The sequence below is a fragment of the Agromyces sp. NPDC056389 genome (assembly GCF_042262385.1).
GTDB lineage: Bacteria > Actinomycetota > Actinomycetes > Actinomycetales > Microbacteriaceae > Agromyces.
In genome coordinates, this window is sequence record NZ_JBHJPN010000002.1 from 77,095 (window position 1) to 91,338 (window position 14,244).

General features: G+C 70.7%; 14 protein-coding genes. 4 read left to right on the forward strand and 10 right to left on the reverse strand.

What is annotated here, in order from left to right; translation table 11 throughout:
• Nucleotides 1-93: 93 nt before the first annotated feature.
• Complete coding sequence (locus tag ACFCVM_RS13310) at nt 94-705, reverse strand: TetR/AcrR family transcriptional regulator (protein ID WP_375836861.1); 612 nt, start codon at nt 703-705, stop codon at nt 94-96.
• A 110-nt stretch (nt 706-815) separates the two neighbouring features.
• On the opposite strand from ACFCVM_RS13310, the gene ACFCVM_RS13315 reads away from it, so the two are divergent.
• Complete coding sequence (locus tag ACFCVM_RS13315; protein ID WP_375836864.1) at nt 816-1,541, forward strand: MBL fold metallo-hydrolase; 726 nt, start codon at nt 816-818, stop codon at nt 1,539-1,541.
• A gap of 171 nt (nt 1,542-1,712) precedes the next feature.
• Here the strand turns inward: ACFCVM_RS13315 and ACFCVM_RS13320 are convergent, their stop codons facing one another.
• Nucleotides 1,713-2,615 (reverse strand): endonuclease domain-containing protein, encoded by a 903-nt coding sequence (locus tag ACFCVM_RS13320; RefSeq protein ID WP_375836866.1) that lies wholly within the window; start codon nt 2,613-2,615, stop codon nt 1,713-1,715.
• A 337-nt stretch (nt 2,616-2,952) separates the two neighbouring features.
• The gene (locus ACFCVM_RS13325) at nt 2,953-4,560 is read right to left on the reverse strand and encodes a carboxyl transferase domain-containing protein (protein ID WP_375837627.1); all 1,608 of its coding nucleotides are present in this window, start codon (nt 4,558-4,560) and stop codon (nt 2,953-2,955) included.
• A gap of 104 nt (nt 4,561-4,664) precedes the next feature.
• Here ACFCVM_RS13325 and ACFCVM_RS13330 point away from each other — a divergent pair, with 104 nt between their 5' ends.
• Both ACFCVM_RS13330 and ACFCVM_RS13335 read left to right on the forward strand, forming a co-directional pair.
• A complete protein-coding gene (locus ACFCVM_RS13330) occupies nt 4,665-5,333 on the forward strand; it encodes a TetR/AcrR family transcriptional regulator (protein ID WP_375836868.1) in 669 nt (222 codons plus the stop codon).
• Complete coding sequence (locus tag ACFCVM_RS13335; RefSeq protein ID WP_375836870.1) at nt 5,312-5,794, forward strand: GNAT family N-acetyltransferase; 483 nt, start codon at nt 5,312-5,314, stop codon at nt 5,792-5,794. Before ACFCVM_RS13330 ends, ACFCVM_RS13335 begins: the two co-directional genes overlap by 22 nt.
• A 57-nt stretch (nt 5,795-5,851) precedes the next feature.
• Here the strand turns inward: ACFCVM_RS13335 and ACFCVM_RS13340 are convergent, their stop codons facing one another.
• The 4 genes from ACFCVM_RS13340 to pdhA form a co-directional block, all read right to left on the reverse strand.
• Nucleotides 5,852-6,163 (reverse strand): 4a-hydroxytetrahydrobiopterin dehydratase, encoded by a 312-nt coding sequence (locus tag ACFCVM_RS13340; RefSeq protein ID WP_375836871.1) that lies wholly within the window; start codon nt 6,161-6,163, stop codon nt 5,852-5,854.
• A 69-nt stretch (nt 6,164-6,232) separates the two neighbouring features.
• Complete coding sequence (locus ACFCVM_RS13345) at nt 6,233-7,654, reverse strand: dihydrolipoamide acetyltransferase family protein (RefSeq protein WP_375836873.1); 1,422 nt, start codon at nt 7,652-7,654, stop codon at nt 6,233-6,235.
• Nucleotides 7,655-7,656: 2 nt separating this feature from the next.
• Nucleotides 7,657-8,667 (reverse strand): alpha-ketoacid dehydrogenase subunit beta, encoded by a 1,011-nt coding sequence (locus tag ACFCVM_RS13350; protein WP_375836876.1) that lies wholly within the window; start codon nt 8,665-8,667, stop codon nt 7,657-7,659.
• The gene (gene pdhA / locus ACFCVM_RS13355) at nt 8,664-9,848 is read right to left on the reverse strand and encodes a pyruvate dehydrogenase (acetyl-transferring) E1 component subunit alpha (protein ID WP_375836878.1); all 1,185 of its coding nucleotides are present in this window, start codon (nt 9,846-9,848) and stop codon (nt 8,664-8,666) included. Before pdhA ends, ACFCVM_RS13350 begins: the two co-directional genes overlap by 4 nt.
• A 166-nt stretch (nt 9,849-10,014) precedes the next feature.
• Here pdhA and ACFCVM_RS13360 point away from each other — a divergent pair, with 166 nt between their 5' ends.
• Nucleotides 10,015-10,473, forward strand: coding sequence for an Lrp/AsnC family transcriptional regulator (locus ACFCVM_RS13360; protein WP_074261157.1), 459 nt, complete (start codon nt 10,015-10,017; stop codon nt 10,471-10,473).
• 66 nt (nt 10,474-10,539) lie between these two features.
• On the opposite strand, the gene ACFCVM_RS13365 is transcribed toward ACFCVM_RS13360, so the two are convergent.
• The 3 genes from ACFCVM_RS13365 to ACFCVM_RS13375 are packed head-to-tail and all read right to left on the reverse strand — an operon-like array spanning nt 10,540 to nt 14,236.
• Nucleotides 10,540-12,426, reverse strand: a complete 1,887-nt coding sequence (locus tag ACFCVM_RS13365) for a glycoside hydrolase family 35 protein (RefSeq protein ID WP_375836881.1) — start codon at nt 12,424-12,426, stop codon at nt 10,540-10,542.
• 23 nt (nt 12,427-12,449) lie between these two features.
• Nucleotides 12,450-13,325 (reverse strand): carbohydrate ABC transporter permease, encoded by an 876-nt coding sequence (locus tag ACFCVM_RS13370; protein WP_375836883.1) that lies wholly within the window; start codon nt 13,323-13,325, stop codon nt 12,450-12,452.
• Complete coding sequence (locus tag ACFCVM_RS13375) at nt 13,322-14,236, reverse strand: carbohydrate ABC transporter permease (protein ID WP_375836885.1); 915 nt, start codon at nt 14,234-14,236, stop codon at nt 13,322-13,324. Before ACFCVM_RS13375 ends, ACFCVM_RS13370 begins: the two co-directional genes overlap by 4 nt.
• Between the last annotated feature and the right edge of the window lie 8 nt (nt 14,237-14,244).

The following is a 14,244-nucleotide window of genomic DNA, read 5'->3' on the forward strand; positions in this document are numbered from 1 at the left end:
CCTGCGCTCGAGGTGCGCGAACTAAGTTAACGCGCACTAACTGGATTCGATGTTAGTGGGCGTTAACTGAAATCACAAGCGGGAACTCCCCGCTCACCCCGATCGCGGCGCCAGCGCGGCGGCGATGCGCTCGACGCCGAACTCGAACGCACGGTCGACGTCGCCGCCCAGGCGGAAGGCGCCCGAGAGCTCCATGCTCACGAAGCCCGTGACCCACGCCGTGAGCGTGCGGGCGGCGTCGAGGGCATGGTCGGGGCCGGCGAGCACGGCGGCGACGGCGAGCAACGGCGCACTGGCCTCGCGGAGCGTCGCGACATCGAGCCCCGACTCGTCGCCCGACGTGAAGACGAGGCGATAGGCCGCCGGCTGCTCATGGGCGAACGCGCGCACGACACGGGCGAGTCGGGCGACCTCGGCGACGGCAGCATCCGACTCCGCTCCGCCTCCACTGCCTGCGGCGACCGCACCGCCCGCGACGGGGAGCCGCTCGGCATCGAGGCGTTCCCCGAGCTCTGCGACCGCCGACGCGGCGATCAGCCGCACGAGATCGCTGCGGTTGCGCACACGCTTGTAGAGCGACGGGGCGCGCACGCCGACGCGCTCCGCGACGGCCTGCATCGTGAGCCCGCCGAATCCGTCGGACTCGAGGATGGCGCGCCCCGCGCCGACGATGGCGTCGAGCGAGGTTCGTTCGGGTGTCGGCATCGGCGGGATCCTTTCGACCATTCGACCATTCGACTCTAGGCTATTGCGCTTAGCCATGATGGCTATGTAGCATAGCCATCAACTTCCCACCTGATCAAGCGAGGCATCTGATGAAGCTCGGCCCCTCCCTCCACCGCATCGGCTCCGACATCGTCGCGGTCTATCTCGTCGACACCCCCGAGGGCGTCACCGTCATCGACGCAGGGCTCGCTGGTCAGTGGAAGGAGCTGACGGCAGAGCTCGCCGCGATGGGCAGATCGATCGGCGACATCCGCGGCGTCGTGCTGACGCACGGCGACTCCGACCACATCGGCTTCGCCGAGCGACTGCGCCGCGAGCACGGCGTACCGGTCTTCGTGCACACGGCCGACGCCGCACGGGCTCGGGGCGAGGAGTCGACGAAGCCCGAGTGGGGCGGCATGAAGCTCGGGGCGACCGCGAAGTTCCTCTGGTACGCGCTCACCCGCAACGGCCTGCGCACGACCCCGCTCACCGACGTCGTCACTGTGAACGACGGCGACGTGCTCGACCTGCCTGGCGCCCCGCATGTGATCAGCATGCCGGGCCACTCCCCCGGCAGCGTCGCGATCCACGTGCCGGTCGCCGACGCCGTCTTCGTCGGCGATGCGCTCACGACCCGCCACGTGCTGACCGGCGCGACCGGCCCTCAGCCCGCACCCTTCACCGACGACCCGGCCGAGGCGCTCGTCTCGCTCCATCGCATCGCGGGACTCGGGGCGACGTGGGTGCTGCCCGGCCACGGCACGCCGTGGAACCGCGGCGTCGACGAGGCGATCCGCGAGGTCGAAGCAGCTGCCGCGGCATCCGGTGCCTGATCGTGTTCCTGATCCGGTTCCGGCAGTGCCCAATCGCTGACGCGAGGAGATCTGCGATTCCGAGGGCGGATCGGGCTTTGATCGACCTCTGAATCGCAGATCTCCTCGGAATCGCGTCATCGCCGCCGGTCGAGACCGAGCGCATGGCAGGCGTCTGGCGAGCCGGTCACCTCAGTGCACGCGATGCAGCCCTTGGGCCACCGCCCGTGCGATCACGTCCTGCACGGTGTGCCAGCGTTCGATGATCTGCCGGTAACCGACCCGCACCACGTGGTACCCGAGCAGCATCAATGTCGCATCGTGCTCGATGTCGGCCTCGCGCTGCGCGCCGACATGGTGTCCTCCGTCGATCTGCAGCACCAGTCGATCGCCGATCAAGAAGTCGACGCGGTGTCCCGTGATCCAGACCTGCGGCGTGATCCGGACGTTCAACCAGCCGAGCCGCGGCACCACGAACGATTCGAGGCCCGAGTCCGAGTACGGCATCGCGGAGTCGAGGATCCTCCGCGCGGTCGTCGACAGCGGCAACCGCCCGATCACGTGTCGATCGACGAGGCCCTTCCGCAGCGCGGACTCCCACACGGCGAGGGCCGCCTCGTACGGCTGGCATGCCGCCACGATGGCCAGCACGTTCTCGATCGGGTCGACGAGCGCATCGGGATGCCGCGGCACGAGCGGCTGCGCCCAGTGCACCCTCATCCCACGGAGCGAGACCGCCCCGGAATGCGCCGGCGCGGCGACATGCGGACGGTCGTGCGAGAGCACCCACAATCCGAGCCGCTCGGCCTGCGTGATGCACGAGACCACGACCCCCGCGTGGGCAGCGGCGATCAGGTATCCGTCGGCCGACGGCACCGCGACCCACCCCTTGCGCACTCGGATGAGGGACCCGGCCACGAGACTCCGCTCGATGCGGTGACGGCTGAAGCCCGCCCGCAGCAGGAACCGGGTGCGAACGACGCCTCCGGCACCCCGTGTCGTCGCGGCGACGGGATCGGTCGAGACGGCGGCGGCCGCGGGCCTGACCCCCGGCGTGGGTTCGAAGGCGGGCGTGTCGGATCGGGCCGTGTTCACCCCATCGAGCGTGGCCGCGCGGACGCGGGGCGCCCGCGATGAGGCGGGAGCGGGGATGACTCACCCAGCGGGAGCGCTGTGGAGGGAGAGTCCGCCAACGCGATTCCGAGGAGAACTGCGATTCCGAGGAGCGAACCAGAGGCATGGTTCCTCAAGATCGCCGATCTCCTCGGTTCCCCCGGGGCGTCGGCGCGACTTTGGGGACGCAGGGGGACGCCGAGGGCCCAGGGACACCGAGGGGCCCAGGGACACCAGGGCACCGGGGCGCAGGGGCACAGGGGCACAGGGGCACAGGTCGCGACATGCAGGACAGCTCGCGACATGCGGAACAGACGAACTACATGCGGAAGAGACCGAACGCAGGCTCGGGCAGCGGCGTGCGGCTCGCGAGCTCGAGCGCGAGGGCGAGCACCGTGCGCGTGTCCTCCGGCGCGATGATGCCGTCGTCCCACAGGCGAGCGGTCGAATGGTACGGGCTGCCCTGGTCTTCGTACTGGGCGCGGATCGGATCCTTGAACGCCTGCTCCGCGGCATCCGACCAGGTCTCGCCCTTCACCGCGAGCTGGTCGCGCTTGACGGTCGAGAGCACGGATGCCGCCTGCTCGCCGCCCATCACCGAGATGCGGGCGTTCGGCCACATCCAGAGGAACCGGGGCGAGTACGCCCGGCCGCACATCGAGTAGTTGCCGGCGCCGAACGAGCCGCCGATGACGACCGTGAACTTCGGCACCCGGGTCGTGGCGACCGCGGTGACCATCTTCGCGCCGTGCTTGGCGATGCCGCCCGCCTCGGCGTCGCGGCCGACCATGAAGCCCGAGATGTTCTGCAGGAACAGCAGCGGAATGCCCCGCTGGTCGCACAGTTCGATGAAGTGGGCGCCCTTCATGGCCGACTCGCTGAACAGCACGCCGTTGTTCGCGACGATGCCGACGGGGTGGCCGTCGATGTGCGCGAAGCCCGTCACGAGCGTGTCGCCGTACTCGCGCTTGAACTCGGAGAACTCGCTGCCGTCGACGAGGCGCGCGATGACCTCGCGCACGTCGTAGGGCTGCTGCACGTCGACCGGCACGGCGGCGAGGAGCGTCGACGGGTCGACGGCCGGCGGTCGCGGCTCGCGCACCGTCCACGCCCTCGGCGCGGGCTCGGGCAGGGTCGCGACCATGTCGCGCACGAGCTCGAGCGCGTGCTCGTCGTCTTCGGCGAGGTGATCGGTGACGCCCGAGACCCGGGAGTGCAGTTCGCCGCCACCGAGCTCTTCGGGGGTCACGACCTCGCCGATCGCCGCCTTCACGAGCGGCGGGCCGCCGAGGAAGATGGTGCCCTGATCGCGCACGATGACGGTCTCGTCGCTCATCGCGGGCACGTAGGCGCCGCCGGCCGTGCAGGAGCCGAGCACGGCCGCGAGCTGCGGGATGCGCATCGACGAGAGCTGGGCCTGGTTGAAGAAGATGCGCCCGAAGTGATCGCGGTCGGGGAACACCTCGTCCTGCAGGGGCAGGAACGCCCCGCCCGAATCGACGAGGTAGATGCACGGCAGCCGGTGCTCCTTCGCGACCTCCTGCGCGCGCAAGTGCTTCTTCACCGTCATCGGGTAATAGGTGCCGCCCTTGACGGTCGCGTCGTTGCAGACGACGAGCACGGGGCGACCGTGCACGAGGCCGATTCCGGTGATGATGCCCGCCCCCGGCGAATCGCCGCCGTAGAGCCCCTCGGCGGCGAGCGGCGAGAGCTCGAGGAACGGACTGCCCTCGTCGAGCAGCCGGTCGACCCGGTCGCGCGGCAGCAGCTTCCCGCGCGCCACATGACGGTCGCGGGATGCCGCGGGGCCGCCGAGCGCCGCCGCCGCGAGCCGCTCGCGCAGCTCGCCGACGAGCGCCGCGTGCGCTTCGGTGTTGGAGCGCGCGGCATCGCCATTCGGGTCGATGCTCGTCTGCAGGATCGGCATTCGTGCCACCAGTCTTCGTCGACGGCGCGCCCACTTGTGGCCGGCGCAGGATTTCGGTTAGTGTGCACTAACTCGATTCCCGATGTTAGCGAGCATTAACCGAGATGGCAACCACACCGAACGCGGCTGAGATCGCCGGCGACGCATTCGCCGATGCGCCGGCAGCAGCAGCTGTCGTGACCGCGACGGCGACCGAGCGCAGCCGGTTGAAGGCCGATCGCCGGCAAGCCATCCTCGCAGCGGCCGCGACGCTCTTCGCCCAGCGGGGGTACGCCGGGGTGACGATCGAGGATCTCGGCGCAGCGGTCGGCGTGAGCGGCCCCGCGGTCTACCGCCACTTCCCGGGCAAGGCCGCCGTGCTCGCCGCGATCCTCCAGGGCGCGAGCCGCACGCTGCTCGACGGCGCCGAGCGGGTGCTCGGCGAGACATCCGACCCGACCGCGACGCTTCGCGAGCTCATCGCGTTCCACGTCGACTTCGCCCTGGGCGACGCCGACGTGATCCTCGTCCAGGACCGTGAGCTCGAACAACTCGACGTCGGGGCACGACACGAGGTGCGACTCCTCCAGCGCCAGTACGTCGAGCACTGGGTCGACACCCTCGAAAGACTTCGGCCCGATCGGGCCGAGACGGAGCTCAGGATCCGGGCACACGCCGCCTTCGGCCTCCTGAACTCCACTCCGCACAGCGCCCGCATCCCTGGACGCAGACCCGCCGACGGCACCATCCGCGGCATCCTGGAGGAAATGACATGGGCGAGCCTCATGTCGTGACCCTGCGCGCCACTCGCGCGGGCGATCTCGACGCTCTGTTCGGATTCGAGCAGGACCCCACCGCCGTTCGCATGGCCGCGTTCACACCGCCCGACCCGAGCGATCGCGCGATGTTCGACGCCCATTGGCGGCGACTCCTCGCAGACCCCACGGTCGATGCCCGCACGGTGCGCGCCGACGGCGAGATCGCGGGCAGCGTCGCCCGGTGGTTCGACGACGGAGTGGCTGAGGTCACGTGCTGGATCGACCCGGCCCGCTGGGGCGAGGGCATCGCGACCCGGGCGATGCGGTTGTTCCTCGACGAGGTCCACGAGCGCCCGGTGCGCGCCCGCCTGGCCACCGACAACGCTGCGTCGATCGCGCTGCTCGAGAAGCTCGGCTTCCGGCATACGACCACCCAGACGAGCTTCGCGAATGCGCGCGACACCGAGGTCGAGGAGCGCGTCTACACGCTCGACTGAGACGCCCCCGTCAAGGTCGCGGTGCGTTCGGGATGCCGCCGCGCCGCGTCTCGGGACTCAGCCTCCCGCGCGAGCTCCCTGCTCGGCCGCGATGCCCGAGATGCGCGCTGCGAGCTCGAGGTCGCGCGAGGTGACGCCGCCGACGTCGTGGGAGCTCAGCTCGAACCCGACCCGGCCCCAACCGAGCTGCACGTCGGGGTGGTGGTTCAGCTCGTCGGCGACGAGGGCGACCGCGTCGACGAAGCGGACCGCGCTCGCGAAGTCTGAGGTCGAGTAGGCCGCGACGAGCCGATCGCCGTCGTGGCTGAAGGCCGTGCCGGCGAGCTCGTCGGCGGTCTCGCCCGGCGAGAGGATGCTGCGTGCGTTCATGCCCACTATCCTCCCGCCGGAGCGCCGATGCCGCCAGCGGCGAACGCGCCGGGCACGGCCGGCACGGCGTCACATCATCGTGAGCGCTCGCCCGGGCTCCCGCAGGATCGCACCGACATCCGCGAGGAAGCGCGACCCCTGCGCCCCGTCGACGAGCCGGTGGTCGAACGAGAGGCTCAGCGTCATCACCTCGCGGAGCGCGATCTCGCCGCGGTGCTCCCACGGTTGACGACGCACCGCACCCATCGCGAGGATCGCCGCCTCACCGGGATTCAGGATCGGCGTGCCCGCATCGATGCCGAAGACCCCGATGTTCGTGATCGAGATCGTGCCGCCCGAGAGGTCGGCCGGGCTCGTGCGCCCGGCACGCGCGGTCTCGGCGAGCGCGGCGATCGCATCGGCGAGTTCGCCGAGCGACATGCGCTCGGCGGCCTTCACGTTCGGCACCACGAGGCCGCGCTCGGTCGCGGCGGCGATGCCGAGGTTGACCCCGCCGTACCGCACGATCTCCTGCGCCTCCTCGTCCCACCGCGAGTTGACCTCGGGGGTGCGCCGGGCGGCGAGGCACACGGCCTTCGCGACGACCGTGAGCGGCGTCACCTTGCGACCAGTGAACTCGCGATCGTCGCGGAGTCCGCGGAGGAGCTCCATCGTGGCCGTCACGTCGACGGTCAGGAACTCGGTGACGTGCGGCGCGGTGAACGCGCTCCGGACCATCGCCGCCGCCGTGTGCTTGCGCACCCCCTTGATCGGGATCCGCGTCTCGGCGGGCGCGTCGGTGCGCCCGGGCGCCGTGAGCGACGACACGTCGTCGGGTACCGGCATCGAGAGAGCGGATGCCGCGCGCTCGACGTCGTCACGGGTGATGAGGCCGCGCTCGCCACTGCCATCGATCGCCTCGAGGTCGAGGCCGAGATCGCGGGCGAGCTTGCGCACGGGGGGCGTCGAGCGCGGACGCTCGGTGCGCGCCGACGCGGCGGCGGGAGCGGCCTCGACGGCGGACACCTCGGCAGGCGACGCGGGAACCGCCGGCACGAGGTCGGCGACGAGCGCCGACCGGCGTGCACGACGCTTGGGGCCGGTCTCGGCTGCGGCACCGTACCCGACGAGGTTCGGTCCGGGGGCGGCGTCGGACGCGGCATCCTGGCCGGCGCTCGACGCCGAGGTCGCCGAAGCCGACGAAGCCGCAGGCGCGGCCTGCTCGGCGGGCGACGCGGACGCCGCCGTCGGGGCAGAGCCCGAGGCATCCGCTTCGCCCGTGTCGCAGGAGAAGAGCGGTGCGCCGACGTCGATCGTCTCCCCCTCGGCCGCATGCAGCGCCGTGATGACGCCCGCGTACGGCGAGGGCAGCTCCACGACGGCCTTCGCGGTCTCGACGTCGGCGATGATCTGGTTGAGCTCGACGCGGTCGCCCACGGCGACGCGCCAGGCGACGAGCTCGGACTCGGTGAGACCCTCGCCGAGGTCGGGCAGCGGGAAGTCGCGGATCATGCTCACGCCTCCACCCCGCTCAGCGAGTTCGGCCGGCCGAGCACCCGATCGACCCCGTCGAGGATGCGGTCGAGGTCGGGCAGGTGGTGCCGCTCGAGCTTCGCCGGCGGGTATGGGATGTCGTGCCCCGTGACGCGCACCGGGGCGGCCTCGAGGAACTCGAAGCAGCGCTCGGTGATCGACGCGGCGAGCTCGGCGCCCACGCCGCCCTGCTGACCCGCCTCGTGGGTGATCACGAGCCGACCGGTGCGGCGCACGGAGGCCTCGATGGTCGCGTAGTCGACGGGTGCGAGCGAGCGCAGGTCGATCACCTCGATCGACACCCCGTCCTCCGCGGCCGCGGTCGCGACGTCGCGCGCCGTCTGCACGAGCGCGCCGTAGGTCACGAGGGTCACGTCGTCACCCGTCGTGATGGTCGTCGCGACGCCCATCGGCCGCGCGTCGGCGAGGCTGGCTGCCTCGTCGACCTCGCCCTTCACGTGGTAGCGCCGCTTCGGTTCGAAGAACAGCACGGGGTCGTCGCTCGCGATCGCCTGGCGCACCATCACGTACGCGTCGGCGGGGTTCGAGCACGCCACGACGCGCAGCCCCGCGGTGTGGGCGAAGTACGCCTCGGGCGACTCCGAGTGGTGCTCGGCCGCGCCGATGCCGCCGCCGAACGGCACGCGGATCGTGATCGGCATGCGGACATTCCCGCGCGAGCGGTAGTGCAGCTTCGCGACCTGCGCGACGATCTGGTCGAAGCCCGGATAGATGAATCCGTCGAACTGGATCTCGATCACCGGCCGGAACCCGCGGTAGGCGAGCCCGACGGCGGTGCCGACGATGCCCGCCTCGGAGAGCGGCGCGTCGACGACGCGCTTCGCCCCGAACTCGGCCTTCAGCCCGTCGGTGACGCGGAAGACGCCGCCGAGCGTGCCGATGTCCTCGCCCATGAGCACGACCTTGTCGTCGTCGGCGAGTGCACGGCGGAGGCCGGCGTTGAGGGCTTTCGCAAGGGTGAGCGTGGTCATCGTGCGCCTCCTTCGGCGGTCCCGGATGCCGCGGCATCCGTGCTCTGCACCGGCGAGGCGTCGTCGAACATCGCGAGGTAGCGCGTGTAGTGGTCGCGCTGGCGCTCGAGGTGGCTGTTCGGCTCGGCGTAGACGTGGTCGAAGACCGTCAGCGCCTCGGGGTCGGCGATCGTCGTGATCGCGGCGCGCAGTTCGGCGGCGGCACGGTCGGCGTCGGCCGCGACGTCGCGCTCGAGGCCGGCGACGTCGACTCCGGATGCCTCGAGCAGCGCGAGCACCCGTGCGAGCGGGTCGCGCTCGCGCCACTCTGCGAGCTCGTCGTCGGCGCGGTAGCGCTTGGGATCATCGGCGGTCGTGTGCGGGCCCATGCGATACGTGACCGCTTCGATGAACGTCGGCCCGCCGCCGCGGCGAGCGCGTTCGAGCGCGATGCGCGTGGCGGCGAGCACGGCGAGCACGTCGTTGCCGTCGACGCGCACTCCCGGCATGCCGAAGCCGTCGGCGCGGCGCGCGAGGTGCTGCTTCGACTGCAGGCCCACAGGTTCGGAGATCGCCCACTGGTTGTTCTGGCAGAAGAAGACGACGGGGGCGTCGAAGCTCGCTGCGAAGACGAGTGCCTCATTGACGTCGCCCTCGCTCGTCGCGCCGTCGCCGAAGAAGGTGATCGCCGCGGCATCCGAGCCCTCCCATGCCGCACCCATGGCGTAGCCGGTGGCGTGCAGGGTCTGGGCGCCGATGATGATCTGCGGCACGGCCATGCCGTGCTCGAACGGGTTCCAGCCCGATGCCGCGGTGCCGCGCCAGACCGAGAGGAGCTCGGCGGGCTCGACCCCGCGCACCCACGCGAGCGCGTGCTCGCGGTAGCTGGAGAAGATGAAGTCGTCGTCGCGGAGCGCGCGGCCAGCACCGATCTGCGCGGCCTCCTGACCGGCGAGCGGCGGCCAGAGTCCGAGTTCGCCCTGGCGCTGCAGTGCCGTGGCCTCCGAGTCGATGCGCCGCACGATCGCCATGTCGCGGTAGAGGCGGCCGAGGGCTCCGAGGTCGATGTCGGCGATCCACGGATCGAACTCCGCGTTCGCGTGGCGTTCGCCCGTCGGGGTCACGAGCTGTACGAAGTCGTCGGGCTGCGTGAGCTCGCGCTGGGTCAGAAGCCCGGTGGCGTCTCGGTCGGATGGGGTCATCGTCGATCCTCGCTGTCGGCGGGCCCGCTTCGTGGGCTGCCCGCGCCCGGCGGCACTGCCGGATACCCAGAGCGTACGTCGATCTCGCACACAGCTCAACCAACGAGAGCACCGTTGAGCATGTTGCACGGTTCGATCGCCCGCTCGACTGCTATCGTGTGGCGTTATGACCGGTTACGACGCTGTCGACAAGGCGCTGCTGACGGCGCTCGCGCCCGACCCGAGAGCGACCGTGGTGGCGCTCGCCGACCGCCTCGGCCTCTCCCGCAACACGGTGCAGGCGCGCATGGCGCGCCTCGAGGCCTCCGGCGCCTTCCTCTCGTTCGAGCGCAGCATGGATCCGGCGCCGCTCGGGTACCCGATCGAGGCGTTCATCTCGGTGCACGTGCGCCAGAAGCTCCTCGGCGACGTCGTCGACGAGATCGGGCGCATCCCCGAGGTGATCCAGGCGCACGGGCTCTCGGGATCGATCGACCTGCTCGTGCGGGTCGTCTGCCGCGACGCGCACGATCTCTTCCGCATCGACGGCGAGATCCTCGCGATCGACGGCGTCGAACGCACCGAGACCTCGCTCGCCATGGGCGAGCTCATCCCCTACCGGCTCGCCCCGCTGCTCGAGCGCTGAGGCGCGCCGATCGGGCCGGTCCGGCGCCCCGGCCGGTCCGGCGCCCCGGCCGATCCGGCCGTTCGCTCAGCCGAACGACTCGATGTACTCCTCTTCCGGCCCGAGCTCGGGGGCTTCCCGCAATTCGAGGTCGTCGCCGGCCCGCTCGAGTTCGAGCACCGTGACGGTGTTGGCACCGGGGCGCAGCAGCGGCGCCGGCACGTAGAGCGTGACCTGCGGCCCGATCTCCCAGTACCGGCCGAGCATGAACCCGTTGACCCAGACGAAGCCCTTCGCGAAGCCGGGCAACGCGAGGAAGGTGTCGGCGGCGGCCTCGATCTCGAACGTCGAGATGCGGAACCCGGCAGCGCCCTGTTCGACGGCTTCGCCGCCCGCGGATCCAGGGTCGCCCGCCCCCGCGGCGGCGGCTTCGAGCTCGGATGCGCTCCAGTCGGCGAGCGCGATCGGCCGGCTCCGCCAGCCCTGCACGATCCGCCGGTCGACCTGCACCGCTCCGAGGATGCCCTTGCCCTGACCGAGCAACGGACCGTAGTTGATGCGGCCCTGGTTCTCGACGAGGATCTCGAGGCGCACCGGCTCGCCGTGCCCGGTGAGCTCGATGCCCGCGGCGGCGCTCGCGGTGTCGACGACGCCGATGAACCGGCCGTCGACCCAGACCTGGGCGCGGTCGTGCAGGCCTCGCATCGAGAGCGTGCTCGTGCCGCTCGGCAGGATCGGCGCCGCCTCGTAGAGCATGAGACCGGCGTCGAGACCGAGCTCTTCGAAGCTCGCCGGCGCCACGGTGACGGATGCCTCGCCGCCGCCGCCTGCCCGAAGCGCCGGCAGCAGTGCCGCCCCGGGCACCGTCGGCATACTCCGCGCGGCGAGCACGGGTCGCTCCTCAGGCACATCGGGGGGAACGACGCCCGTGAACGCCTTGAGTCGCTGCCGGAGCATCCGGCCCTTCTCGGTGATCGCGCCGTGCTCGCTCACCGGTGCGTCGGAGTCGTAGCTCGTGACCGTCGGCTGCAGCACGCTGCCGTCGTGGTTGGCACCCGACCAGAGCCCGAAGTTCGTGCCGCCGTGCGCCATGTAGATGCTCACGGAACCGCCGACCTCGAGGATCTCGTCGATCACGCCAACGGAGCCGCGTGGCTCCCGCACGTGGTGGTGCTCGCCCCAGTGGTCGAACCAGCCGTTCCAGTACTCGGCGCAGAGGAACGGCTCGCCGTCGCGGCGCGACCGCAGCAGTTCGGCCGCCTCGCGGGCGCGCGAGCCGAAGGTCGCGGTCGCCAGCACGTCGGGCAGCGTGCCGCCGTCGAGCATGAGCTCGGTCGGGCCGTCGGCGGTGTAGAGCAACTCGGTCACGCCGCGGGCGACGAGCCCGTCGCGGAGGCGGCGGAGGTAGCCGGCGTCGTCGCCGTAGCTGCCGAACTCGTTCTCGAGCTGCACCGCGACGACGGGGCCGCCGCGATCCGCCTGCAACGCGGCGAGTCGCGGGATGAGCTCGTCGAACCACTCCTCGACGGCCGCCATATAGCGCTCATCGCTCGATCGGGGCCGGAGTCCGGGCACGCCGGTCAGCCACGACGGCAGACCGCCGTTGTCCCACTCCGCGCAGATGTAGGGGCCGGGCCGCACGATCACGTCGAAACCGAGCTCGCCGGCCAGCGCGATGAAGCGTTCGACGTCGCGCCATCCGCTGAAGTCGGCCGGGCCGATGCCCCGCTGGTGGAAATTCCATGCGATGTAGGTGTCGATCGTGTTGAGGCCGAGCGCGGCGAGTCGTTCGAGACGATCGCGCCAGAGCTCGGGGTGCACTCGGAAGTAGTGGATCGAGCCGCTCAGCACCCGGTGCGGGACCCCGTCTCGGAGCAGTTCGCCGTCGCGGAACGTGAGGATCGGGGCGGATCGAGCACCGGCCGCGGAAGCTGTGCCGACCGCGGTCGCGTTGGCGGTCTCGGATGGGCTCATGGTCTCGGATGGAGCGGGGCGGGTCACTTGATGGCTCCGGCGGTGAGGCCCGCGCGCCAGAAGCGCTGCAGGGAGAGGAATGCGATGACGAGCGGGATGATCGAGAGGAAGGCTCCGACGACGACGGTGCCCGCGGGCACGTTGCCGTTCGAGGCGGACCAGCCGACGAGCCCGACGACGACCGGCTGCAGGGAGCTGTCGTTCAGCACCATCGCCGGCAGGAGGTAGTTGTTCCAGACCTCGACGAACTGGAAGAGGAAGATCGTGACGAGCGCCGGAGTCATGATGCGCATCGAGACCGAGCGGAAGATGCGGAACTCGCCCGCCCCGTCGAGGCGGCCGGCCTCGATGAGCTCGTCGGGCACCGACTGCGCCGCGAACACGCTCGCGAGGTACACGCCGAACGGGCTGACGATCGAGGGCAGCAGCATCGCGAGGGGGGTGTTCAGCAGCCCGATCTGGTTGAACATCAGGAAGAGGGGCAACGTGAACATGACCTTCGGGATCAGCACCGCGGCGAGGATGACCCCGAACACGACGCCGCGGCCGCGGAACGCGTACTTCGCGATCGCGTACCCGGCCATGGCCGAGATGACGGTGCCGACGAGGGCGGCGGTGCCCGAGTAGAAGATGCTGTTCAGCATCCACTTGCCGAAGATGCCGTCGTTCACGTCGAAGACGAGGGCGATGTTCTCGAAGAGGCCGAAGCCGTCGAACCAGAGGCCGCTGCCGCTGAACTGGTGGCCGGCGGGCTTCGTGGCGGCGACGATGAGCCACCAGATCGGCATGAGGAAGTAGAACGCCGCGAGGAGCAGCACGGCCATGACGCCGGTGCGGCTGGCGGGCGAGGTGTCGCGCTGGCCTCGGGGGCGGGTCGCTGAGGCGAGGGTCGGGGTCAACGATCTCCCCTTCCGGTGATCTTGAAGAAGACGAAGGACGTCACGCCGACGAGCACGGCGAGCACGACGGACTCCGCGGCGGCATAGGGGTAGTTCTGCGCCGCGACCTGGGCCTGCGCCGCCATGAGCGGCGTGTACGTCGAGGTGATCGCACCGCCCGAGATGGACTTCAGCACGGTGGGTTCGTTGAAGAGCTGCGCGGAGCCGATGATCGAGAAGACCGTCGTGAGGATGAGGGCGGGCCGCACCATCGGGATCTTGATGCTCCAGGCGGTGCGCCACGACGAGGCGCCGTCGATCTTCGCCGCTTCGAGGGTCTCGGCGGGAATGGTCTGCAGGGCCGAGTAGATGATGAGCATGTTGTAGCCGGTCCAGCACCAGGTGACGACGTTCGCGACCGACCAGAGGGCGAGCGCGTCGCTGAAGAACGGGATGCTGAACCCGAACGTCGCCTCGAGGAACCCGTTGATCGGGCTCGTGACGGGCGAGTAGAGGAACGACCACATCACCGCGGCCACGACACCGGGCACCGCGAACGGCAGGAAGCTGCCGAGGCGGAAGAAGCCGCGACCGCGAGCCGACTTCGAGTCGATGAGCAGGGCGATGAAGAGGGCGAGGCCGAGCATGACGGGAACCTGCACGACGCCGAAGAGCAGCACCCGGCCGAGGGAGGCGATGAACTCGTCATCGGTGAAGACCCGCGCGTAGTTCGCGAACGGATCGAAGGTGAGCGTCGGCGCGGTCAGGCCGAGCCCGTCGCGCTGCAGGGTGAAGAGGCTCTGGATGAACGCGAACGCGATCGGAGCCAGGTACATCGCGACGAAGAGCACGAGGAACGGGGTGAGGAAGAGCCATGGCGTGCGCCACCGGCGCACGCGTGCGCTCGCTCCGTTCGCGGTGGTGGTGGTCATGTCGCTCC